At 63.5% G+C, this 23,860-nt stretch carries 19 protein-coding genes and 1 tRNA gene; 9 read left to right on the top strand and 11 right to left on the bottom strand.

Annotation, left to right across the window (positions count from 1 at the left end; genetic code table 11):
- Nucleotides 1–11: 11 nt before the first annotated feature.
- A complete protein-coding gene (locus AB0L58_RS10940) occupies nucleotides 12–932 on the top strand; it encodes an NADP-dependent oxidoreductase (protein ID WP_364384676.1) in 921 nt (306 codons plus the stop codon).
- Here AB0L58_RS10940 and AB0L58_RS10935 read toward each other — a convergent pair.
- Nucleotides 929–1,555, bottom strand: coding sequence for a transcriptional regulator (locus AB0L58_RS10935; protein ID WP_364384673.1), 627 nt, complete (start codon nucleotides 1,553–1,555; stop codon nucleotides 929–931). The genes AB0L58_RS10940 and AB0L58_RS10935 overlap by 4 nt on opposite strands.
- 113 nt (nucleotides 1,556–1,668) lie before the next feature.
- On the opposite strand from AB0L58_RS10935, the gene AB0L58_RS10930 reads away from it, so the two are divergent.
- The gene (locus AB0L58_RS10930) at nucleotides 1,669–2,934 is read left to right on the top strand and encodes an acyltransferase (protein WP_364384670.1); all 1,266 of its coding nucleotides are present in this window, start codon (nucleotides 1,669–1,671) and stop codon (nucleotides 2,932–2,934) included.
- 12 nt (nucleotides 2,935–2,946) lie between these two features.
- On the opposite strand, the gene AB0L58_RS10925 is transcribed toward AB0L58_RS10930, so the two are convergent.
- Nucleotides 2,947–3,342, bottom strand: coding sequence for a PPOX class F420-dependent oxidoreductase (locus AB0L58_RS10925; RefSeq protein ID WP_364384667.1), 396 nt, complete (start codon nucleotides 3,340–3,342; stop codon nucleotides 2,947–2,949).
- Nucleotides 3,343–3,390: 48 nt separating this feature from the next.
- Between AB0L58_RS10925 and AB0L58_RS10920 the strand changes: the two genes are divergently transcribed.
- Both AB0L58_RS10920 and AB0L58_RS10915 read left to right on the top strand, forming a co-directional pair.
- Nucleotides 3,391–3,813: a MarR family transcriptional regulator gene (locus AB0L58_RS10920; protein ID WP_364384664.1), complete on the top strand. Its 423-nt coding sequence runs from the start codon at nucleotides 3,391–3,393 to the stop codon at nucleotides 3,811–3,813.
- A gap of 95 nt (nucleotides 3,814–3,908) precedes the next feature.
- Nucleotides 3,909–5,360, top strand: coding sequence for a molybdopterin-dependent oxidoreductase (locus tag AB0L58_RS10915; protein ID WP_364384661.1), 1,452 nt, complete (start codon nucleotides 3,909–3,911; stop codon nucleotides 5,358–5,360).
- Between the two features lie 125 nt (nucleotides 5,361–5,485).
- Here AB0L58_RS10915 and AB0L58_RS10910 read toward each other — a convergent pair whose 3' ends face one another.
- Nucleotides 5,486–7,465 carry a TPM domain-containing protein gene (locus tag AB0L58_RS10910; RefSeq protein WP_364384658.1) on the bottom strand — a complete coding sequence of 660 codons (1,980 nt, stop codon included), beginning with the start codon at nucleotides 7,463–7,465 and terminating at the stop codon, nucleotides 5,486–5,488.
- Between the two features lie 30 nt (nucleotides 7,466–7,495).
- On the opposite strand from AB0L58_RS10910, the gene AB0L58_RS10905 reads away from it, so the two are divergent.
- Nucleotides 7,496–8,170, top strand: coding sequence for an MBL fold metallo-hydrolase (locus AB0L58_RS10905; protein WP_364384655.1), 675 nt, complete (start codon nucleotides 7,496–7,498; stop codon nucleotides 8,168–8,170).
- A gap of 6 nt (nucleotides 8,171–8,176) precedes the next feature.
- Here the strand turns inward: AB0L58_RS10905 and AB0L58_RS10900 are convergent, their stop codons facing one another.
- On the bottom strand, nucleotides 8,177–9,046 hold the full coding sequence (locus AB0L58_RS10900) for an NAD(P)-binding domain-containing protein (RefSeq protein WP_364384652.1): 870 nt from the start codon (nucleotides 9,044–9,046) through the stop codon (nucleotides 8,177–8,179).
- A 280-nt stretch (nucleotides 9,047–9,326) separates the two neighbouring features.
- On the opposite strand from AB0L58_RS10900, the gene AB0L58_RS10895 reads away from it, so the two are divergent.
- The 3 genes from AB0L58_RS10895 to dnaG all read left to right on the top strand — a co-directional run bounded on the left by AB0L58_RS10895 (nucleotide 9,327) and on the right by dnaG (nucleotide 13,372).
- Nucleotides 9,327–9,905, top strand: coding sequence for a YdcF family protein (locus AB0L58_RS10895; protein WP_364385610.1), 579 nt, complete (start codon nucleotides 9,327–9,329; stop codon nucleotides 9,903–9,905).
- A 6-nt stretch (nucleotides 9,906–9,911) separates the two neighbouring features.
- Entirely contained in the window at nucleotides 9,912–11,153 is a 1,242-nt protein-coding gene (locus AB0L58_RS10890) for a deoxyguanosinetriphosphate triphosphohydrolase (RefSeq protein ID WP_364384650.1), read from the top strand.
- A 293-nt stretch (nucleotides 11,154–11,446) separates the two neighbouring features.
- Nucleotides 11,447–13,372: a DNA primase gene (gene dnaG / locus AB0L58_RS10885; RefSeq protein ID WP_364384647.1), complete on the top strand. Its 1,926-nt coding sequence runs from the start codon at nucleotides 11,447–11,449 to the stop codon at nucleotides 13,370–13,372.
- Nucleotides 13,373–13,764: 392 nt separating this feature from the next.
- Here dnaG and AB0L58_RS10880 read toward each other — a convergent pair whose 3' ends face one another.
- A complete protein-coding gene (locus tag AB0L58_RS10880; RefSeq protein ID WP_364384644.1) occupies nucleotides 13,765–14,010 on the bottom strand; it encodes a hypothetical protein in 246 nt (81 codons plus the stop codon).
- 215 nt (nucleotides 14,011–14,225) lie between these two features.
- Between AB0L58_RS10880 and AB0L58_RS10875 the strand changes: the two genes are divergently transcribed.
- A tRNA-Asn gene (locus AB0L58_RS10875) sits at nucleotides 14,226–14,298 on the top strand.
- Between the two features lie 79 nt (nucleotides 14,299–14,377).
- On the opposite strand, the gene AB0L58_RS10870 is transcribed toward AB0L58_RS10875, so the two are convergent.
- From AB0L58_RS10870 to AB0L58_RS10845, 6 genes are all read right to left on the bottom strand, one after another.
- Nucleotides 14,378–15,478 (bottom strand): site-specific integrase, encoded by a 1,101-nt coding sequence (locus AB0L58_RS10870; RefSeq protein WP_364384641.1) that lies wholly within the window; start codon nucleotides 15,476–15,478, stop codon nucleotides 14,378–14,380.
- Nucleotides 15,479–15,812: 334 nt separating this feature from the next.
- Nucleotides 15,813–16,076 (bottom strand): helix-turn-helix domain-containing protein, encoded by a 264-nt coding sequence (locus tag AB0L58_RS10865; protein ID WP_364385607.1) that lies wholly within the window; start codon nucleotides 16,074–16,076, stop codon nucleotides 15,813–15,815.
- 927 nt (nucleotides 16,077–17,003) lie between these two features.
- A complete protein-coding gene (locus tag AB0L58_RS10860) occupies nucleotides 17,004–17,204 on the bottom strand; it encodes a hypothetical protein (protein WP_364384638.1) in 201 nt (66 codons plus the stop codon).
- Nucleotides 17,205–18,622: 1,418 nt separating this feature from the next.
- Nucleotides 18,623–20,599: a hypothetical protein gene (locus AB0L58_RS10855; protein WP_364384635.1), complete on the bottom strand. Its 1,977-nt coding sequence runs from the start codon at nucleotides 20,597–20,599 to the stop codon at nucleotides 18,623–18,625.
- A 376-nt stretch (nucleotides 20,600–20,975) separates the two neighbouring features.
- A complete protein-coding gene (locus AB0L58_RS10850; protein ID WP_364384632.1) occupies nucleotides 20,976–22,268 on the bottom strand; it encodes a hypothetical protein in 1,293 nt (430 codons plus the stop codon).
- Nucleotides 22,269–22,374: 106 nt separating this feature from the next.
- Nucleotides 22,375–23,511 carry a hypothetical protein gene (locus AB0L58_RS10845; RefSeq protein WP_364384629.1) on the bottom strand — a complete coding sequence of 379 codons (1,137 nt, stop codon included), beginning with the start codon at nucleotides 23,509–23,511 and terminating at the stop codon, nucleotides 22,375–22,377.
- Between the last annotated feature and the right edge of the window lie 349 nt (nucleotides 23,512–23,860).

Below are 23,860 nucleotides of genomic sequence, written 5' to 3'. Positions count from 1 at the left end.
GGGAGCCGGACATGGCAAGAGCTGTGAAGTTCGATCGTTATGGCGGAATCGAAGAACTGAAGGTGGTCGAGGCGCCGACGCCCAAGGCGGGACCCGGTCGGGTCGTCGTCGAGGTCGTCGCGGCCGGTATCAATCCGGGGGAGGCGTTGATCCGTTCGGGCGCGCTGCACGAGCGGTGGCCCGCGACATTTCCGTCGGGTGAGGGGTCCGATTTCGCGGGTCGCATCGTCGAGCTCGGATCCGGCGTCGGCGGGCTCGAGGTCGGCGCCGAGGTGCTCGGATTCACCGATGAGCGGGCCAGTCATGCCACCCATGTGGTCGTGCCCGCCGAGCAGGTGACGCTCAAGCCCGCGAAACTGGATTGGGATGTCGCGGGATCGTTGTATGTGGCCGGGACAACAGCTTTCGCCGCCGTGCGGGCGGTCGATCCGCAAGCTGGCGATACGGTCGCGGTTTCGGGTGCCGCGGGTGGTGTCGGCTCGATCGCCGTACAGCTCCTGCGCGCGAGGGACGCAACGGTTCTCGGTATCGCGAGCGAGGCGAATCACGATTGGCTGCGCAAGTTCGGGGTGGTACCGGTGGCCTATGGGGCGGGTCTGATCGACCGGATCCGGGCGGCCGCCCCCGCGGGTGCGGATGCGTTCATCGACACCTTTGGTGCCGAATATGTCGATATCGCAATCGAACTCGGCATTGCGGTCGAACGCATCGATACGATCATCAACTTCGAGGCCGCCGAGAAATATGGCGTGAAGGCCGACGGCAATGCCGCCGCGGGCACCATCGATGTGCTCGCCGAACTCGCCGATCTGGCCGCCGCGGGCACGGTGGAGGTGCCCATCGCGGGCGTCTATCCGCTGGACAAGGTCCAGGATGCCTATCGCGAACTGGAGCAGCGCCACACGCGCGGCAAGATCGTGCTGCGCCCCTAGCCGGGCACATCCCAGAACTCGTATTCGTGGCGCATGCCCTGGCGGAAGAGCTCTTCCGCACGCGCCGGATCGCCACCCGCCTCATCGATCATCTGCCCGCAGCGGCGGGTGAGCGCCACGAATCCGGGATCGGCGTAGGTGTCGACCCAGCGCCGGTAGCGCGGTTCCGACGGCGGATTCTCGGCCAGGATCGCGCCCAGGGTCGAATACCCCCACATGCACGGGTACAGCGCCGCCAGTCCGTCGGCATAGGACGCGGCGGACTCGAGCAGGAACGCGGTGTAGGCCGCGCACGGCGCACCCTTCGTCGCACCATCGAGATCCGCGCCGAATTCGGCGGCCAGCGACCGATGCAGGGACAGCTCCTCGTGATAGGTCGCGTGCGCGAGATCCACCAGATCGCCGAGATGTGACGCGGGCGCCTGCCAGGCGAGCCGGGCGAAGACCCGCACATAGTCCAGCAGGAAAAGATAGTCCTGTTCGAGCCAGGACCGGAAGACCGGTTCGGGCAGATCGCCTTTGGCGATGCCCGCCACGGTCGGATGCGCCAGTTGGCGTACCACCAGCGGAAAACCGATCTCCTCCAGCTGCGCCGTCAGACTGATGTGTGCCGCGGGACTCATGTGGGCAGTCTCTCTCAGTCGGAGTGGCTGCATTTACCCACCCCGCCGGCTCTGCCGGCTGCCAACCCCTGGCGGGTTTGCGTCCCGTCTGTAGTTGCCGCACGCTGAGCGATGTGTTGTGGGATGAGGAGGATTTGGTGCGGGTGTTGGGTGCCTCGGAACAACGTTTCGTGCGCGCGGGGACCTACACCGGACGATCCGTCACGGTCGTCGGTGCTCTCGATACGCATGCCTTGGGCGCGGCCTTCACCGCACTGCAGCGTGCCTATCCGGTGGTGACCTGCCGGATCGGTGAGGACGCTACCGGCCGCGGCTATCTGCTGCGTCGCGGCGATGCCCCGCTGCTCGGCATGACGTCGAGTCTCGGTGATCCCGATCCCGTCCGCATTCCGGAACCGATCGATCCGGCCGGACAGCTGGCCTATCTGGATGTCGTGCGCTCCGAGCGGGGCCGCGCGCGCGTCACCCTTTTCGCCCACCACAGCATCGCCGACGCGGGCCACTGCGTCGAACTGCTGTCGCGACTATGGGACTTCTACACCGATTACATCGAATCCGGTACGACAACCGTTGTGCCGCACGACTATCCACAGTCGCTGGAATGGCATGTATCGGCGCGCGGGATCGTTCGCCATTCGGTCTCCGGTTTCGAGGATGTCATCAAGCCGCTGCAACCCGTGGTCATTCCACCCGCACCCGCCATCCCCGCACCCGCCGCGCTGGTCCGGCCGCAACGCATCATCTTGGACGAGGAGGCGAGCGCCCGCATCATCGGTCGCGGCCGCTACCCGGGGGTGACGGTCAACGGGCTGGTCACCGCCGCGCTGCTGCGCGCCTTCGCCTCGGAAAGGGCCAGGGCCACCGGCGATCCGGTACCCCTCGGCTGCCTGTATCCGGTGGACATGCGTACCCGTCTGGAACCGCCCGTCGCGCGCGCCGAGGGCACCAATATGGCGGGCCTTGCCTCGTTCGCCGCGGAGGTCGACCTTTCCGCGGACATCCTCGAACTGGCCCAACGCATTTCGACTCGATTGCGACATGATCTCGCCGAGGGCGTCGTCGGGCAGTCGGTGCTGCACTTCCCGGATTACTTCGGCCCCACCCGGATCCACTCCCTGGCCGGGCACGTCGCGGTGACGAATACCGGTGCCGTGCCCGCCTTCCGCATCCCCGCGAATATCGCGCTCACCGACTACGAGATCGTCTATGTCTCCGCCCATCCGCGTCCTTCCGCGGGCGCCTCGGCGGCAATCACCTTCCTGGTCTACACCTTCGAAGGCCGATTGACCGTCGGTGTGCTCGGCGGCTGTGCCGACCATCTCGTCCAGGCGGTGCGCAACGAGTTGACGGCCCTCGCGGAGGAGGCCGTCAACTCCTGAACGCGCGGTCCACTATTGGTAGGTGGCGTGCGTCGGGCGCATGACCAGCACGACCCGGCGCTGATGGTCGGCGACCGGGCGCTGATACGGCAGGTCGTAGCGGCGCGCGAGCACATCGAAGAAGTCGCCGTTCGGATCGGGTTCGATGGCCTCGATGACGCCGCGGACCTCGAGGTAGCGGTAGGGCTTCTCCGGATCGTTGATGCTCACCGCGACTTCGGGATTCTGTTTGGTATTGACGGCCTTGCGCCGATCGATCGTGGTGGTGAAGCGCAGGTGCCCGCCATCCCAAACCTGCCACACCGGCGTCACCTGCGGAGTGCCGTCCGGGTTGAGCGTGGCGAGATGGGCGAACAGCGGCCGCGACAGCAAATCGGCGTGGCTCTCGGGGATTACGGGGTTGTCCATGCCCCAAAGACTATCAAGGCTTTGATAGGTCAGCTATCTTTGACACTTATGAAATTGCCCGCGGACCAGCGCCTCGGTCTGGACCTCAAGCGCGCCGAGCAGGAGCTGATGGCGGTCAAACATGAGGCGGTCAAACCGCTTACGGTGCCGCAGTACGCGGCGCTCTACGCGCTGTCGGAGAATCCGGGCATCTCCGCCGCCGCCCTTGCCCGCGAATGTCTGGTGACACCGCAGGCGATGACGGTGGTCCTGAAGAACCTGCAGGAGCGCGGTTTCGTGGAGCGCACACCGCATCCCTGGCATCGCGGTGTGCTCGAAACCCGCCTGACCCCCGCCGGTCGCAAGGCCTTCGCCAAGGCCGATGCCAAGGCCGCCGCCATCGAGCGGCGCGTGGCCGCCGCCTTCAGCGCGAAAGAGCGCGAACAGTTGCGAGAGTTGTTGGCCCGGTTCACCGAGGCGCTGCAGGAGTGAGGGCGCTGGGCGTGGGAAAAGGGCGGTCGGGTCGGTAGGTTCGTAGCGAATGCTGATTTGCACGGCTGTGATCGAGGAAAGCGGGTGTTCGAACGGTGCGGACCAACGGAGACCGACGGCGCGGAGGCGGGCTGGGCGCCGCCGCGATCGGTGTCGGGGCACTCGGCGTCGGTGAGTTGATCGCGGCCTCGCGCGGCGATTCACTGATCGACGCGATCGGCCGGGCCATGGCCGACACCGCGCCGGTGCCGGTGGTCGAGACGACCGTCGCCCTATCCGGTAAGCACGACAAGGCCGCAACACGTCTGGGCGTGGGTGCCGGTGCGGTCGCCGCGACGGTCGGGCTCGGGGCGCTGTCCGATCGAGCGCGTACACCCGCCGTCGCCGCCTTCGGCACCGCCGCAGCCGCTTTGGGGCTGCGGCGACCGACCCGATCACCGGCCACCGTCGCCGGTGCAATCGCTGCCGCGGGTGTGCTCGGCCTCGGGCTGCCTCGGCGGCCGCATGGGCTGTTCGGCGCGCTGCTGTGGGCGGGGGCCGGTGCCGGACTGTTGGTCGGGGCACGGGCGCTTATCGGTGATTACGACCGCAGACAGCGTGATGCGATCCGTCGGGTCGGCCCGCTGGGTGGGATCTCGATGGTGCCGCGGGATGGATTGGAGGACGAGCCCGGCCTGCCGTCGCTGATCACCGGGAAGCGGAGTTTCTATGTCGCCGATGTCAATCTGAATCCGCCGCGAATCGATCCGACCCGCTGGCGGTTGTCGGTCACCGGTAAGGTCGCGCATCCGCTGCGCCTGTCGCTGGCCGAATTGGCCACGGATGCGGTGGAATTCGACGCGGTCATGGTGTGTGTGCACAATCGGCCCGGTGAGCGTCGCGCGGGGAACGGCCGCTGGTATGGGGTTCCGCTCGCCAAGGTGCTCGAGCACGCCATCCCCGAAACCGGTGCGACCCGGTTGGTTACCAGGGCCGTCGACGGCTACACCATTTCGCTGCCGGTGCAGCCGCTGCGCTCCGGCGCGTGGCCCGGATATCTGGTGATCGGCGTGAACGGCGAACCGCTCGCCCCGGAACACGGATTCCCGGCCCGCGTTTTCGTGCCCGGCCTCTACGGCCAGTACACCGGCGCGAAATGGCTCGCCGAACTGGAACTCACCGACGACAGCCACGTCGACTACTGGTGGAAGCGCGGTTGGCCGTCGGAACCGATCTGGGTGACACCGCAGGCCCGCGTCGACGTCACCGCCCCTGGCCGTGCGGCCGCGGGCGCCACCAGCATCGCCGGAGTCGCGTGGGCGCCGCCGCACGGCGTCGAGTCCGTCGAGATCCGCATCGGCGGCGGCGAATGGCGCCGAGTGGATCTCGGCACCGAACTCGCTCCTGCCGCTTGGCGCCGTTGGCGCACCACCGTCGACCTGACCCCGGGTGAGCACACCATCCAGGCCCGCGCCATCAGCCGCTCCGGCGAGATCCAGGACGGCACCCCGCGCGCACCCTTCCCGTCCGGACCGACCGGCTTCCACACCGTCACGATCAAAATCTGACTGCTGCGTCAGGTGTGGATGGGTTCCTGGATACTGCCATGGTTCCCTCGTCCCGGGCGCGAACGCCGCTGATCCGCCGCTCCAGCTCCGTGCGGCGCAGAGCGCGCAGTTCCGCGGTGTCGACCTCAGAACCGACCGCCCCGGCCGATGCGTCGGGATCCGCTGGAACCGCCGTATGAGCCGGGGGTGTAGCCGCCGGAGCGTTGGCGGGTGGCGCTGCCCGCGCCGCGCAGCAGCCCCTCGATCAGAATTCCGCCGAGTACCGCACCCGCCTGTGCTGTGCCCGATGGCGGCTGGCTGTTCTCCCAGGCCCGCACACTGGCTTGGGCCTGCTGCAGTGCGCGCCCACCCAGGTCGGCGGCGGTCTGCGCGCTGATCAGGGCCTGAGCCGGATCGGTCGTGGAAAGCTGTTGTGCCGCGTCGAGATTGCGCTGGGCCTCGGACAAGCGGGTGCGGGCCTGTGCGTCGATGCCGCCGCGGCGGGTACCGATGTAGTCGGATGCCGCGCCGATCCTGGCGCGGGCATCGGTGAGCGCTCGGTCGAGTCGGCGCTGTAGATCCTCGGCGGCCAGTTTGCGGTCGGTGGCTGCGGCATTGGCAAGATCCAGTGCGTTATCGGCCGCGATGGCGTTGTGGAAGGCGTCCAATGGATCGCTGGTCACGGTGGCGGCCGCGGTGGTCAGCGCCGTCTCCGCGGCAATGACGGCGGCCTGCAGGTCGACACCGCCGTAGCCCGACAGCGCCTTCGCGGTCGCGATATCCGAGCGCAGTTCGGCGAGTACGGCGGGCAGCCCGTCGGTCGCCTGCTGGATATTCGCCGCCGCGTTGTCGACGGCATCGAGCAGCGTACGAGCCTGTCCCACCGCCCCTTCCGCGGCACGGATAGCGGCGACCGCACCACCCTGCTTGCCAACCGGCTGGGTGAGAGCGGCACGTCCCGCGTCGATATTCGCCTCCGCGAAGGTGATTCGCTCGCGCGCCATGGTCACGTTGTCTCGAACCGGCGCGAGCACACTGGCCGGATACGCGGTCGTGAGCCGGGTGAGTTCGGTCTCCGAAGCCGGTATACGCCCGGTCGACTCGACCAAATCCCGTGTCAGCCCGTCCAATCGAGCGGACGCATTGATGAGCAGATCGCGCATCGCATCGAATTCGGCCACCTGAGCGTCGAGTTCCCGATCGGCCCGCCCGACCGTGCCGATCAGATCGACCAACATGGTGCGCTGCTGATCGGGTGTCTCGGGAATATCGTCATCGAGCTGCTGCCTGATCGAGAATGCCTTGGCGGCAGCTGATTTCGCATTCGCCAACGCTGTTCCGAATGGGGTGACCGCGGTATCGCCGAATTCACCGGTCGCCAACGCCAACTCCTCGGCACTGGTCCGCACGGCATTGTCGATCTCGACCAGCACCTCCTTCGAACGAGCCTGCAATGCGTCCAGTGACAGCGCCGCGAGCGCGGTGGAATTGTCCGGATCCAGCCGTCGCGCCGCCGCCAGCTCGGCGCGCCGTCGATCAGCGCGCCGCCTGCGTGAATACAGCACCAGACCAACGACACCCAGCACGATCAGCGCGGCGACGACCACCAGCGTCCATCCGCTGACCCCACCACCACGCATCGCCGAATCCAACCCATCGGCCGTGGCGACCCCGGCATCGGCCCACCGGCCGTCCCGCAGCGCGGGCTCCACATCGTGGGTCAACACGGTGTCCAACTCGGAATCGCTGACATTCTTGGGCAACTCGCCGTCGAACCAATAGGAGCGATCCTCGGTGGCGACGGCGAGCAAAAGATCACGACGACCGAGTCCGGACATGGTCGCGGTGCGATCGGCCCACTGCTGCGGACTCATCCCGTTGAAATCTCGCACATAGACAACCCAGAGCCGCATCTGTTGATCGGCGTAGAGATCGTCAACTGCCGCCGACACCCGATCGAGTTGACCTTGATCGAGCACCTGCGCCGAGTCGACGACATACGGCCCCATCCGCAGCGGCGGCTCGGCGCCGACCGGGCCGCCGGCCAGCGCGAGACAGAAAAACGCCACGCTCAGGACCACCGCGGCAACCCAGCGGGTTCGACGAAACGGGGCTAAGAACGGCATGGGATGAATCTAGCTCGATAGCATCGAACCGTGATCACGATCGACCTACCGTACACCGGTCACGTGTCCCCTGGATCGAATCCGCAACAGCGGGACGTCCCCGGTGCCCGGATCATCAAAATGTCCGTCGGCGGCATGGACAACAACTGCTATCTGGTGCAGTGCACCGCCACCGGTGCGGCACTGCTCATCGACGCCGCCAACGAAGCCGACCGCATAATCGAACTCGTCGACCAGGAGACGCCCGACCGGGTCGCCCTGGTCGTCACCACCCATCAGCATCGCGACCACTGGTTTGCCCTGGAAAAGGTCGCCGCCGCCACCGGCGCACCGACCGCCGCGCATCCGCTCGATGCCGAACGGCTCCCGGTGCGCCCCGACCGTTTACTCGCCGACGGCGACCTCGTCGAGATCGGCGATCTGGCCTTCGAGGTTGTCCACCTGCGCGGACATACCCCCGGCTCGGTTGCCCTCGCCCTGGTCGACGGCCCCGGCGTGCATCTGTTCACCGGCGACTCCCTATTCCCGGGCGGCGTCGGCCGCACCACCAACCCGGACGATTTCACCTCTCTCTACACCGACGTCACCACCAAGATCTTCGATCGCTATCCGGATGACGCCGTCGTCTATCCCGGACACGGTGACGACACCACGCTCGGCGTAGAACGCCCGCACCTCGGTGCGTGGCGCGACCGCGGCTGGTAGTCGCGGTCAGGCGGCGCGTGGGTTGAGGCTTTCGAACATCCGCTCGCTGCTGTCCGCACGATGGCCGGCGGCGACCTGGCGGTCGACGAGGTTCTTGATCGCGCCGATGATGTCCAGGTCGACGCCCGCATCGCGGCTGGCCGACACGATGGCGTCCACGGCGGCCTTGGTGAAATCCAAGGGCTGGAACGGTTTCGAGTAGTCGCCGGAGTCGATGGTGGCTCCGGCTCTCGGGAGGGATTCGGTCATGGCGGCGATCCAGCCCGACGCGCGCTGTCCGAAGTCCTCGGCCGACATGCCGATCGCGCGCACCATGGCGGCACCGTGATAGAAGCCCGCGAACATGGCGTACATTCCGGCGAGCAGGGCGAAGTCGACCAGTGCGGCCCGCCCGGCGTCTGCGCCGAAATACTCTGCGCTGCCGAGTAATTCGAGGGTAGCGCGGTGGTCGTCGAAGAGTTGGCGGGAGCCGCTGTAGAGCAGGGATGAGCCGGGTCGGCCGATCATCGGCGGAACGGCCATGATGCCGCCGTCGAGGAAGTCGATGCCGTGGTTCGCGGCCCAATCGGCCAGCTCACGCGATCCGCGCGGCTCCGTGCTGGTCAGGTTGACCAGCGCGCGCTCGGCGAGGATCTCGGCCACCGGGTCCAGTACCTCGTGCACGGACCGAAGGTCCAACAGGCAGGCCACCACGAGGTCGCTCGCCGACACCGCCTCTGCTATAGTCCGCGCCGACTTCGCCCCTGCCGCAACGAGTTCCGTGTCGCGACCGGCACTGCGATTCCACACTGTCGTCGGGTGTCCGGCCCGGACGAAGGCCGCGGCCAGCGCCTGTCCCATCGCGCCGAGGCCGAGGACCGTCACGGATGTCGTCATGTATTCACTCCTGGAAAGTATCGAGATCGGGTTGGCGCCGGAATTCATTCTCGATACGCACTGCGTCACCAACAAGTACCTACTAATAAGTTCAGTACTTACCAAGAGGTAAGTATGGCAGATCGATATCCGCCGGTTACGTTCTCCTAGAGGGTGACCTGGCAAACTTGGTGAGGTGTATTCGGCGACCCTGGCCTCGGCTCCCGGATCCGGCCCGTCCCACGGTGTCGGAGGTGGGCTGCTGCGCTGGGCGCGACGGCTGGTCCTCGGCGCGATCTTGATGGGGGCGGTGCTGGTCGGCGGCACGGCATTCCGGGTCTGGCAGGTCGCGCGCATCGACGATTACACCAAGGCCGATGCGATCGTCGTACTCGGTGCCGCGCAATACTCCGGCACACCGTCGACGGTGTTCGAGGCGCGATTGGACCAGGCCTACAAGCTGTTCAAGGCCGGCGTCGCGCCCAAGGTGATCACCGTGGGCGGTAAGCAGGAGGGCGATCTGTACACCGAGGCCGCCTCCGGCAAGAACTATCTGGAGGAGCGCGGCATACCGAGCGACCGGATCCTCGCGGTGGAAACGGGTTCGGACACGCTGCGCAGCATCGAGGCCGTCGCGACCGCCATGAGCGCCCGCGAGATGTCCTCGGCGGTGCTGGTCAGCGATCCGTGGCATTCGCTGCGCACCAGGACGATGGCCCGCGATGCCGGGCTGGAGGCCTGGACCGCGCCGACTCGGACCGGTCCCGCTGTGTACACCAGAGAGTCGCAGGCGCACGGAATCGCAAGGGAGACCGGCGCTTTGCTCTGGTATCAGCTCACGCACTTCTCTTCGGACTTCAAATACTCGGCGGGGCAGTGAGATTCGATGTATAACGAGCACGACCGCGAGCGAATGGTGGTGGAGGGCGCCAAGACCGCCGGACTCGGCCCGCCGCGCAGCGAATTCGAAACCGGCCACCGCACCGAATTCGCCCGCGACCGCGCCCGCGTGCTGCACTCCGCCGCCCTGCGCAGACTCGCCGACAAAACCCAGGTCATGGGGCCGCGTGACGGTGACACCCCGCGCACCCGCTTGACCCATTCGATCGAAGTGGCCCAGATCGGGCGCAGCATCGCCGACGGTCTCGGCTGCGATCCGGATCTGGTCGATCTGGCCGGATTGGCGCACGACATCGGCCATCCGCCGTATGGCCACAATGGCGAGAAGGCCCTCGATCTCTTCGCCGACGCGTATGGCGGATTCGAGGGCAATGCGCAAAATCTGCGCATCCTCACCCGGCTGGAACCGAAGGTATTGGATGCGGACGGCACCAGCGCGGGCTTGAATCTCACCCGTGCAGCACTCGACGCGGCCATCAAATACCCTTGGGGCAGAACAGGTTCGGGCACAAAATTCGGTGCCTATGATATCGATCTGGATCGGCTGGAGTGGGTGCGCAAGGATGCACCGGATCGGCGCAAGAGCCTCGAATGCCAGATCATGGATTGGTCCGACGACGTCGCGTATTCGGTGCACGATGTGGAGGACGGCGTGATCGCCGGGCGCATCGAATTGCGGGCCCTGGCCGATCCGTCCGAACAGGCGGCATTGGCCGAGCTCGGGCACGGCCAGCATCCCACGCTTTCGGTGGACGACCTGGTCGGTGCCGCGCAACGGCTCTCCGAACTGCCCGTGGTGGCCGAAGCCGCCTCCTATGACGGCACCCTCACCAGTTCGGTTGCGTTGAAGCGTCTCACCAGTGAACTGGTCGGGCGGTTCGCTACGGCCGCGATCATGGCCACGCGGAAGGTCGCTGGGGGAGGGGCATTGTCCCGATACGCCGCGGATCTCGAAATTCCGCCGATCGTCGCCGCCGAGGTCGCGATGCTCAAGACGGTCGCCCTGCGCTACGTCATGTCCGATCTCCAGCACAAGCAGCGGCAGGCCGTGCAGCGCGAGCGGATGCTGGCGGTCGCGCACCGACTGCTGGCGACGGCGCCGCACGGGCTGGATCCACTGCTGCTGCCGTGGTGGCACGCCGCGAGCGACGACACCGCGCGGGTGCGGGTGATCGTCGACCAGATCGCGTCGTACACCGAGAGTCGGCTGGAACGGGTAGACGCGTGACCAGCCGCTGAGCGTGTCGAGGCCGGACTAGTCCGCAGTGCGCTTTACGCAACAATGATTCGACCAACGGTGCGCCTGGTCGGAACAAGCGAAGGTTCGGCAGGAGATGGTCGACCTTGTCATCAACGTCCGCCGACGGGAAGGCGCTGGCTCACACGTCCGTGTGGGTGAAACCAGCCCGAGTGAAGCGGACACCAACGCTCACACCGCACCAGTGTGAGTCGAGGACGTCCGAGAAGGACGGTGTTCACCGGCCCTCACCAGGTCGGAAGACACTCTGTAGACTGACCGCCGTGGCCGGACGACTCCCAGATCGCGATATCGCGGCAATACGCGAACGCGTCCGGATCGAGGATGTGGTGGGGGAGTATGTCGCCCTCAAGCGAGCGGGCGCGGACTCCATGAAGGGCCTGTGCCCATTCCACGACGAGAAATCGCCGTCGTTCCACGTGCGGCCCAACCACGGTCTGTACCACTGCTTCGGCTGCGGTGAGGGCGGTGACGTCTTCGCCTTCCTGCAGAAGGTCGAGCACCTCGGCTTCGTCGAGGCGGTCGAGCACCTCGCCGATCGGATCGGCTACCAGATCAACTACGAGGGCGGCGGCACTTCGGTACAGCGCGACCGCGGCACCAGGGCCAGGTTGGTCGCCGCCAATGCCGCCGCACACGAGTTCTATATGGCCAAACTGCGCGAGCCCGACGCCGAGGTGGCGCGCAAGTATTTGACCGACCGCAACTTCGACGGCAACGCCGCCCAGCTCTTCGGCTGCGGCTATGCCCCGCAGGGCTGGGACACGCTCACGAAGCATCTGCTGCGCAAGGGCTTCGACTTCAAGGAGCTCGAGGCGGCCGGGCTGTCGCGGCAGGGGCAGCGCGGCCCGATCGACCGCTTCCACCGGCGGCTGCTGTGGCCGATCCGCAATCTCGGCGGCGATGTCATCGGCTTCGGCGCGCGCAAACTCTTCGACGACGACACCATGCCCGGCAAGTACATCAATACGCCGGAAACGTTGCTGTACAAGAAGTCTCAGGTACTTTTCGGTTTGGACCATGCCAAGCGTGAGATCGCCAAGGGACACCAGGCGGTGGTGGTCGAGGGCTACACCGATGTCATGGCCATGCACCTGGCCGGGGTGAAAACCGCCGTCGCCTCGTGCGGTACCGCCTTCGGTGACGAACATCTCGCCCTGCTGCGCCGCCTGCTCATGGACGACAACTTCTGGCGCGGCGAAATCATCTACACCTTCGACGGTGACGCGGCCGGTCAGGCGGCGGCGCTGAAAGCGTTTGCGGGCGACCAGAAGTTGGCCGGACAGACCTATATCGCCATCGCCCCCGATGGCCAGGATCCGTGCGAACTGCGCCAGCGCTCCGGCGACGGTGCCGTGCGTGATCTGGTCGCCAGGCGAACCCCGTTGTACGAGTTCGTTATTCGCGGTCTGCTCGCCGACCACAACCTGGATACGGCTGAGGGACAGGTGGAGGCGCTGCGCCGCGCCGTGCCGGTGGTGGCGCAGATCAAGGACAACGCACTGCGCAAGGCGTATGCGACGAAGCTGGCGGGCTGGGTCGGCTGGGACGATATCCAGACCGTGGTGCGGCGGGTCGGTGAGGAAGCCAAACGCAATCGTAACGGCGGGCGTCCCGCCGGTCGTGGCGCAGCGGCCGGCGCGCCGCAGCCCACCGCGATCGTCGCCGAACATCCCGCTGCCCGCCCCAACCCGAATGATCCGACGCTGCTGCCGCAGCGGCAAGCTCTCGGTGCGGCACTGCAGTATCCGGCGATGGCGGGTGCGGTTTTCGATTCGATCGAGACCGAGGCGTTCACGCATCCGGCCTACGCCGCCGTGCGCGCCATGATCGCCGAGGCCGGTGGCACGGCCTCCGGGCTCAGCGGTGCGGAGTGGGTCAACGCGGTATCGGACGGTACCGAGGATCTGACCATGCGGGCGCTGGTTTCCGAGCTGTCGGGCGAGCAGATGCCGGTGAAGTCCGCCAACGACATCCAGCGCTTCGTCACGGGCGTGCTGGCCCGCGTTCAGGAAGCCTGGGTCGGCCGCCAGATCGCCGAACTGAAGTCGAAGCTGCAGCGTGTGTCCTCGACCGAGCAGACCGACGCGTATATGGCGCTGTTCGGTGATCTTGTGGCGTTGGAGCAGTACCGGAAGAGTCTGCTCACCCAGGCGATGGGAAATCACGACGATTTCGCCCCGGCCTGAGCACTACTGCGATTTCGTTGTCGGCCTGAGGCGCGTCAGCGTCCTGCGGCATGCCCGACTGGCCGTACCTGGCCGAAGCTCTTGCAGTGCAGGCAGATCCAGCAGGGCCGGCTAGTCGATCCGTCGACATGGATGTGTCGACGGTGAACCTCCAGGGCAGTTCTCGGCCGCGCTGACATCAGCCGGCCTCTCGTGGCCGAGACCCGCGAGCACCTGGCCGACATTCACCCCGAAACCGCGCTGGAATTCGTCTGTAAAGCCGCGGGGATCTGGTGGTGTGGCGGGGCCTGGTGATACGGACGGGCTTGGCCGCATGGCATGGACCGAGTGACATGCGAACGTGTACGACAGCCGACTGCCGATCGGCAGGTTCCTGATCCGATCCCGCGAACTCAGCGCCGCAGCTGATCCTGCGGCACCAGGATCGTGGTCCGCTCATCCAACGGCACCATCGGCTCCAACTTCGCGCGGGTGCTGAGCTTGTCCGACAGCTTCTGCCTGCCCACGAGCATCAGCTTGCGAGTCACCGGGCTCCCGGTCACCGCGCGGGTAGCCGCGCTGATCTGCTCATAGCGACCCCGCCCGGCCTTCGTCCCGAGCACGTATCCGGCCGCAATGCCGATGATCAACCGCAGCATCTCGTAGAGCTCCTCCCAATTGCCTGTGCGCGCGGCTACCATCCTGCCCGACGCCCGGTACGCCTGTCGATCCGGATCCACCCCCACCGCGCGCCACTTTCAGACACGCCGACACCTCACATGTCTCCAGGTAGAGACGCGATTTGGGAAGGCGCCAGCCGATACGCTAGAGTTTCTCCTCGGCCCGCCCAGTACGGACGAGCCACCCAGGATAGTCCCCTATAGCTCAATTGGCAGAGCAGCCGACTGTTAATCGGCAGGTTTCTGGTTCGAGTCCAGATGGGGGAGCTTTGACCAGGGCGAACGCTGCAGTTTGACCCTGGTTTTTCCTTTTGGTGCCCGTGAGCGTCACGGAAACGTCACGCTTTCAGCTCACAAGTTTGCCCAGCGCAGTCGTGAAATCGGGAGCCTCGGTCGGTCGGTCGATGTAGTGCCGCTTGGTGGTGGCAGTGTTCGCGTGACCTAGTTGCTGGGCTGCGGCCTGTGGGCTGTACTGGTCGGCGATGAGGGATGCGACGGTCTTGCGGAAGGTCTTCGGTGTGACCCACGCGAACTTCTCGCCGCGTGCCTGACGCCACAGTCGGTTGAAGTTGTGGGGATCCCAAATCCCGCCGTCGCGGTTCGGAAACACCAGGTCCAACGTGTTGTCCACCGCTTCGGCTTTGACGCGCTCGAGCGTGTCGACGACGAACTGCGGCAGGATCACCGTCCGGAATCCGGAATCGGTCTTCGTCCACTCCTGACGGATCAATCCCTTGCCCTTGATGCGAATAATGGTGCCGGAGAAGGTAAGTCGTGGTGGCGTCGACTCCAGATCCACATCAGACCAGCGCAACGCCAGCGCCTCCCCGGGGCGGGGTCCGGTGCCCAACTCGACATCGGCGACGTCCAAGACCCGGGGATTACGCTTGGGACCGCTCGTGTATCCAGGGGTGCCGTCGATGTTCTCGCCCGCCAGCCACGATCTGAGCTGCTCTCGGAGCTCGGTCAGCGTCTCGAGATCGGCCGCCCGCGGCTTCTGGCGTTTGCGGGGCAGGTCGGCCACCTCGCGGACCGGGTTCTGGTCGATGGCGTCGTGACGAACGGCCATGCTCATCATTTCCGAGAGGATCACCCGCTGCCGCCGTGCCTTCTCCCGATGGCCGTTCAGCATGATCCGCTTCAGGTGTGCGTCGATGCGCGAGGTGGTTGCCTCCCACAGCCGGAGTCCACCCAGTGCGGATTTGATCTTGATGGTGTCCTTGCTGGCTCGAATATCGTTGGATACTTCGATTTCCGATCGGTACAGGTCCAGCGACTGCTCGGTCACACCTTCCTGCAGCGACTTCTCGGCCAGCCAGAGATCGGCGAGTTCGGACAGCTTCGTGTCCCGTGTGATCAGCTCGCCGCGCCCACCGTCACGGTTCTTCAGGGCTTCGCGGAGGTTGTCTTCGGCCTTGCCTTTGGTAGGGCCGTAGTTGTTCACCATTCGCGTGATTCCGTCATGGTCGCGAAAGCGCGTAACGGCGCGCCAGCTGCCGTTCGGCTGTTTCTTGGTGGTGATCCGGCCGTACGTACCGATCGGAAGAGATTGTCTGGGCAAGTTTGTCCTTCCTGCGGGGAGTGGTGGTCAGGTGGCCGCCGACCTCGAGGCGAACGGCCCGGTGTGTACGCGAGGAGTTTGCGACACATGCGAGAGCGTCGGGTGTGGGATCGGGCACGCCTGATTTCGATGGTTGAGTCACCGCACAAACTGCTAGACCTCAGCAATACAGACAAGAGCCAATCAGTTGCTGAAAGATAGCTGTGATGATCGACTGTGCTTACCGGTCCCGGTGGTGGCCACGGTCTTCCTTCGATGGTGGCCGACGTCGAGAGTCCTGTGCGCGGTCGGTCGACGCATCAGGATCGGGCCGTCCACTCTTATCGAGTTGTTCCTGCTCCCACGCGAGCAGATCGCTCAACCGATACCGCCGGTATCGCCCTATTCGCGCATATCTGGGACCCCGCCCAGCAGAAGCCCAGACTGCGAGCGTCTTCGCCGGAATCTTGAGCCGTGCGGCTAGTTCGTCCGTGCTGAGCCACACGTCATCGGAGTTCAACGGAGTCCCTCGAGGAAGCTGAATCTCTGTCTCGTGCAGGGCTGACCGACTGCAGTCGGCGCAGAGACGGCGGCGTGTACTAGTCGCGAGTCAGCTTGTCTCGGAAGAGGAGTGATGGCAGGCATCGGGGCGGGAAACGTGCGCTCGAGGCTGCGGTGATGATTATTGGGAGTCCGCCTCAACGGAGTTCCCTCCTTCTCGGGTGTCTGCCGCGCGCGTGTCAGCGGCAGTGTGTGCTGAAAGACGCCCTGAGAAGCTAATTCCCTTGGTACCACGGTCGTTCGGGTCCAGCAAGATCGGACGGTCGTCGGAACTCGCAGCCGTTCGGGAACATAGCTGGCAGCGAGCCGGACCTGGTCGCTGTTCACCATCTTTCCCGAATGAAACACCATGTCCCAGTTGGCCCTCGACATGCTCGTTGCCAAGCCGGTAGCGGTCTGAACGTGAGGCCGCCTCGGGCTGGGCTGTTCTCGCGAGCACATAGGGGAGTCGAGCCTTCGGAACGAGCCGGTGCCAAGCTGTGCGCGTGGGGCTGCGGCGATGAATGGCGGCCGAGCGGCGCTGGGCAGACCATTGCGGAACGAATACATGCATAACTCATTTCTGAGCCGGTCCGCAGATTCATCCCCAAGTCCATGAAACCCTAAATCCCAGATCTATGCCACCGGCAGCGGATTCGCGCGCAATGGTGCGTGCTCAACGGCATGGATCAAGTGCTCGTGAGGGACCGGGCGACAGCCGATAGGCAGTGCTGTGTGCCGCGCGATGCGGATGCACGATGCGACTACTGCCGATCCGTAAAGAATCGAGAGCGCGGCGCACTCCTGGAACGGTGCGGGCACCGCGGCGCGTCGGCGGCGCACGAATCGGCCGACATCCGTTCGTGGGGCCTGGCTGTCATTGCCTAGCCGGTCAAGAATCGGATGATTCGCTCTCCAGCACAGCTGATTCGCGTGCCTTCAGCGCCCGTACATACTTCGCCAACGCCGACACCCCATCAACGCCATGGCTCTTCAGAGCCTTGTCGGCAGCGCGCAGGTAGATGCAGTCTCGCAGGACGCGCAGACCCATCACGACAGCCGGGGCGGCCAGAATCATCGATGCAGCGGACACTCGGTTCACTCCTGAACATGGAGAATGAACCGGTTCCGTTGACCAGACTTTCCGGTGAGTCAGCGAGATTTACGGCCTCCGGAGAAAATGGTCCCCTTCGCACCCGTCCGGCCCTCCCGCGCGTGGAAGCTCGCGTGTAGAAGCTACCACCCCCGCTCTACTCGAAGTTTGCGCACCCTTCCAGCCGCGTGGCACTGCTGTCTGGTGGCCCGGCGTTGTGGTTCGTACGTCCCTCCAGCGTCGAGAGCGCCTACGGCGTGCCTACGGGATGGCTCGCCAGTCTTGGCACCGGAGCCGCTGCGCGCGAAAGGCAGGCCGATAAGGGGCAGGTGCAGGCAGCCCGCCTCTGGGGGCAACCCACCACACAGCAGGGCCAGCCGCACGGACATTCGCACGTCAGCGGGTAGTGGTGTACTTGGCTGTCATGGACGGGAACAACCAGTTGACTGCCAAGGTAACCAAATGGCTACGCGAGCAGGGATATCCCCTTGAGATGCGCACAGCCAGAGAACTCAAATCCAGGAAGATATCGGCGACACTCGGTTGGTACTACACCGACATAGAGTCTGGCCAACAGCGCGAGACTGACATCTACGCGTACGCCCGCCGCCACTACCCGGATGACGAATACGCAGTAGTTTGAATCGCCCGGGGCTGCTGCGGAATGCCGCTTGCGTCCTGCCATGTCCCTCACTGTCCCTTCCAGCCCTGACCAGGGCCAACAGGGACTCTAATACCGAGTGGTCTCATTCTCTGGGAACAGGCCACGACGACCAACCGGCGCGGGAGGAGGATACAGGTGTCCTAACAGTGGTGGACTCCGAGGCAGACCGACGTCGACGGAAGTTGATGCCGAGGGATCCAGGGACGTGGCGATCGTCGTGTTGACCTTCACCGGCACACCAGTCTGGACGCAGCGCTGCGGCGCGCCGATCACCTGGGGGAGATCGTCCACCCCGCACAGCTCATGGTGCAGTTGCGGGTCCAGGGTGTCGATGCTCATGTTGAACTGCGTAACGCCCAGCGCCGCAAGGTGTTCGGCCGGATACTCGATGTTCGAGTGGCGCGAGATTATCCTGATCCCGGTGAACCCGGCCTTGCCCCCGCAGCCGCGTGACAGTCAGCTCCAGCGGCTCGTACAGGGCAGGACCTCTGCCGGTCAGCTTGATGCCATCGATCCCTGCCATCCGCATCTGCTTGGCCACGGCCACAGGCTGATCCACGGACAATTCCCTGCCCGCACCGTTGGTCACGGCCTCACCGGACGGGCGACAGAAGAAGCAGGCACGACCGCGCCGCGCGTTCAACGTGACCCGGCTCGGCCAGCAACCGCTTCAACCGGGCGCTCGACGAATATCACCCGGACTCAATTACGGGGTGGTCTCGTTATCGGGTCCGGTCAGCAGCTTGACAGTCGATCAACTCTTGTTAGCCGCCTCGATGTAGAACTGTTTCAGGTCACCAGTCCTTCTGAGGATGCGGACTCGTTGTTCATTGTCTGTTCTGTTCGCGCGCATGTAGTCGGCGATGGTCTCGCCGGTGATGATGGCTCTGATTCCGTTGTGTAGAGCCTGACTTGCGAGGCTAAACGCGAAGTCAACGATGGAGTCACATGCCGCTTTCGACAGTGGTCCTCCGTGGATCGCGGCGTTACGTGATCGTGTGAGGCGCGCAACTCGTGCTTCGACTCGCCTTTGTTCGGTATCAAACGCGGCGCTGATCGAGCTACCTGCTGCGAGGATGTCGTCGAGCTCGGATAACCGCCGTACGAGTGGATGATCGGCGTAGATCGCTTTGAGAGCGGCTATGTGTTCGATGGCAACCTGACGGTCGAATCGACGTCCCCACGATCCTTCACTGACAGCTTCGTGGATCTGGCGCAGTAGCGGTTGCGGCGTCGCGCCGGGTGATTTGTCGGGTAGCTCCCGGATGATGGCATCAAAAGTGGCTTCTGTCGCTCGCCGCAGGAACGCGATCCGGGTGAACTCGTCTCTCAAGTACAGGTCGATAAACTCGCCCCACTCTTTGCGCCCCTTGGTTGTCCAAGAATTGCAGTGTTCGATTGCACGCACGGCAGCCATCACGACCGCTTCCGGATCGGAGCGCGAGGCGCTTTCGAGTGCCTGCGCGAGTTGCAAAACCGGCTGCAGCCGCCGAGCTGTCTCAAGTGTGATCACATGACCTTCGTCGTTGAGCATCCTGAGATCATCTGCGACATAGTCATTTTCATGGAATATTGTCGGCTCGCGGTCCTGCTTCGGTCCCCATGCGAGCGGACGAGGATTGTAGCGTCCGTCAAAGACGAGGTAGCCTTTGAGGATTACCCACATATCCTCGTGCGATTCGAGGACCGCCAGTAGAGCCTGCAGATGCGCGCGAGCCTCTGCTACGGCTCTGTGGCTCTCGATGTCTCGAACCAATACACGCACGTAGACCAGTCCCGGCAGATGCTCGAGGCCGTCGTACTTATTGACATCAGCAGCGGTCGACTGCTGCTGGCTGATCTTGTCGGTCAGCAGCTCTTCGGGCACGACCGACAACGCGGCGCGGGCGACATCGTGGTCGATGATCACACCTGCGAGAACCTGGGCCGGGTAGAAGGTGACGTCTCCGTGCGAGACGCAGTCTCCGCCCAGGACGTACGCGTTTGCGATGCGAAACCAGACGATGATGTCTTTCCTCCGCGGGGGGCGCACGATCCAGCGTTCCGCCAAGTTCATTCGCTCTTCGTCGGTAAGTCCAGTGGGCTCTGATTGGTTCTGTGGGTCGAAATCAATGGGATAGTCACCGACTGCGCTCTGTGCCCGGGCGACGCTGTGCCGTATGTCGAAGAGTATTTCGACCGCTGTTGTGGTCGAACCCCAATATCCGGGGTCTTGCCGCCTGTGCTCCTGTAGCGCGATTACGTTATCGCGAAAGAACGCAATGCGGTCGTAAGGATAGGCGACATGATCGGAATCCTGGCACCCAGCGAGGAGGTCGCGCCAAGCAGCAACGAGAACATCGTCGCTATCTAGCCTGGCGAGCAGGGCCGCAGCATATTTCGTGACCTGCGGCCTCTTGTCGTTGTCGATGCATGTCTGCATCCTGCCGGTGTCGTCCAGCTTTTCGTACAGGAGGTCGTTGTTAATCGCACCGACGAGTGAGGTAACTTCGGACCGAACCGCACCGGCTGCCTCAGCGCCAAGGTAGTCGAGGGTGTCCTCTAGATCCCTTGCCATTGACTGCCAGTTCGGTATGTGAATTCGTTTCTGCTTTCGTTCGTCGGCGCACGCATCCGCAATTTCTGCCGTGATTGCGACCAGGTTCATGTGGCCAGTAGTGCTGGTGACAGACTCCTTATGGTCGACGTGATCGTGCATTTCCTCAAGCCATCGCTCGCGCTGTTCGAACATCGGGGCAGCCTACTCGTACGTTGCCAGGCGACGGCGGAGCGCAAGGTTTTCGCCCTGAGCGACCTCGATCGCCTTTTTGAGTTCCGCGATCTCTGGCGTCACGAATGCTGATTAACCAGGGCTGGGGAGGGGGATCTACCCCTCCTCCGCTGTCTGCATAAAAGTCGATAGTGCCTGTGGGTGCGCTAAGGAAATCGTGTGAGGGGTGGGTTCCAGGGTTCGCATCGACATCATTCAGGATCGATCGCCATTGAATCGTTCGATCCCCTTTGCGATCTAGGATGCGTGAGCCTAGGAGAGAGCGTTTCAGCGGCGCAGTAACGGAGGTAGGGCCTTCCGTCGAGAACAGCTCTACCTCCGCCTATATTTGTTCGAACTATTGCGTAAGCCCGGTAAGAATCTGTCCCCAGGCTTCCATTGCTTTCGCAACCTCAGGGCCGGACATGGCTGCGGACTTGAATGATGAAAGAATCGACCTGATTACACCACGTTTGCGCTCCTCGGGTGAAGTCTGAGCCTGTTCGGTAAGCGTCTCAAGGTTGTCAAACAGATCGCGTCGGAGTTCTTCGTCATTGGCAGTGTCGGCAAGGATTGCTTCTTTGAGCTCCCCAAGCGCCCGGCCCAGTTCGGGATCTCCCTGTTGCAGTACTCCTGCAATGTTCGAGTTGATGTTGTCAATTTTCATTGCTGCTTGCCCATAGACCGGAGCATTGAATATTTGAGAATAATGGGGCGCGTTGGACGATTGAACCGATGGGTCCGTGAAGTCCTGCATGTTTCGTTCCAATCTTTCTAAATAGATGGTACCGAGCTCCAGGCATGCGCCGGTAAACCCGTACTCAGTTAGTAGTTGATTTCCGCCGACTTTCCAAGCATGAATTAGCTGTAGGAAATCGTCCAGGGGATTCTTTCCGTCATCTGGCGAATCAGGGATCACTTGGACGGACCGCAATAGGGATATGCATTCGAGAATCCAATGTTCTATCTTCGACTCAAGAACGCTCCACGCTGACCCGATATCCCATGGCAGGCTGCTAGCCTTCGCATACTCATCGGCAAGTGCACTCAAATAATTTCGGAATATGTCCCGGCCTTCTGCTACTACGTCGGAAAGATGCTTCGAAAACAGATTGCTACGAACACGCGGCGGAAGCTGAGCATACCGCGGAGGTTCCCTCCACGCCCTTATCTCCTGCAATGGGTGCGCATTCTCGTAAAGCTCCGCGAGGTCGGTGATTGGCCATACTATATCATCGCAGGTTCCGCTATTGAACAGGTAATCGGAAGCCAGGCACGTTAGGTTTCCGGCAATTGTTTCAAAAGGGTCCTTACCTTCGTGCGGAGGAAGGCCATACAGGTCACTACGAAGTGTCTTGCCCGTATCTCGTATCCAGGCCATAACCTCTGCCTCGGTGGTCTCCTCGAATGGATTTGACAGCACGCGGTCGGTCCACTTGCTCGCTTCCGTCTCCAGGGTTCGAAGCAGCGCACCCACCCTTCGGCTGAGTCGTCCACCATCCTTGGCGATGGTTCTCAGCGCCGTATCTGCGCCCACCCACGCAATCCTGCTGCGAGTTTGGTTAGGATGCAAGACTTTTGGAGACATCAGGTTGCCGCCGATAGCTACGCTTGTGATAGGCGTCGGCGGACGAGGCGGTTGCTTGGGCATCCGAGCATCTTCGCGATATCCGACGTCGCATCCATTATGGCGAGTTCAGGCCCGGAGCGACTCTTCCAGCTGATCACAAGCCCTGACGCTTCACTCGGGAACCCAATTAGAACGTGAGCCCATCTAGCACTCTCCCCCAAGTCTCGAAGGCTTTCCCGATCTCCGGACCAGACCAAGCTGTGTTCTTGAGTGATTCGAGCATTGCCTTCAGCACAGCACGCTTGCGCCTTTCAGTCGGGGTGCTTGCCCCTTCCGCTACTGTTTCCAGGATCTCAAGCAGCTCGTCGCAACCCGCTTTGTTGTTGGCCGTGTCGGCCAGTACGGCTGATTCAAGTGCCTTTAGCGCCTCGGCTACATCGGTGTCACCCTGTTGCATGATGGTTGATATTGTCGAGTTGACGTTCGCGATCCTCATCGCAGCCTGGTTAACTGGGCCGTAGAACTGTTGAAGGTACTGCTGCCCCGTAGATTCTGGTGGGTCCGAGAAATTCGCCATGGTCTCTTTGATTGTCATTAGATAGTCATTGCCTAGTGTTATATACGCCGAAATAAGCGCTGTTTGATCGCTTATGTCCGAATGGTTGAACACCTCCCACCCAGTGACAATGCCTCGGAAATCGTGAGCTGGATCAGCATCGCTGTCGGGCGAGCCTGCTATCGCTTGTATGCATGAAAGTAGTCCGCATCCTTCGCGTCGCCACTCTGAAAGGTAGCCATCAATTAAGGGGGGTGGCAATCGAAGTTCCGCTTTTGCGCGGTCTTCAACTATTTGTTGAAGAGTTCTCGCATGTTGAATTTGACGATCCAGGTCTTCTTTGAAGAGTTGACGAGGAACTCGATTTCGAAAGAATGCATATCTAGGAGGTTTAGGCATGTGTCGAGGACCAAATGAATAGGCCTTCTCCGGTATGTGATCGAGATGATTGATCAAAATATTAAGGAGGCCTTGTGGGTAGGAATAGCCTTTCAAGTCGTCTACTAAGCCGGTAATATTTGCTCGGCGAAACATTCTCCAGTATTCGAAGTCGATGAGCTCTTCGATGCTGTCGGTCATCCGTGTGCGAATCTCTGCTGACCAAGCATCGAATTCGTCAGGTACGATTTTGAATAGGTCGACTTGCGGGTCCTGGCGGTCCAGCCACCAGCTGGCCTGGTCTGACACCTCCAGCAGCATCTTCTGGATGCCGCGCCGCAACCCATCTTCTTGCTCCTGGATCGTCCTCAGTGCCTCCCATGTGTTCACCTTGCAATCGTCTTGTCAAACCGACTCTGGTGCAAGACATCGACATATGAGGCGAGCCTGAGGCCGCGCGGTCAAACGGATACGGCTCCGCAATCAGGCCAACGGTGACGGATCCGGCGAGGTCGCCGACTTCCTGCACATCGCCGACGACGGAGCGCTCACGTTCATCAACGTCAAGGCAGCAGACAACGCAAGTCCTCAGCGAAGCATCGCCGTTGACGGCGCTCGCCGAAGTTCCCCACCCGTACTCGTAAAAATTCCCCACCCGTGAGCGGTGTCGATTATAGGGGTTCGCGGTTTCCGGTGGTGGCTCGGCGGAGGTTGTCGGCGGTGGCTTGGTGGTCGCGGA

It is taken from the genome of Nocardia sp. NPDC052112, assembly GCF_040680135.1.
Classification (GTDB): domain Bacteria; phylum Actinomycetota; class Actinomycetes; order Mycobacteriales; family Mycobacteriaceae; genus Nocardia.
The sequence above is the reverse complement of the archived record's forward strand: the minus strand, read 5'-3'. Positions and strand labels throughout refer to the sequence as shown.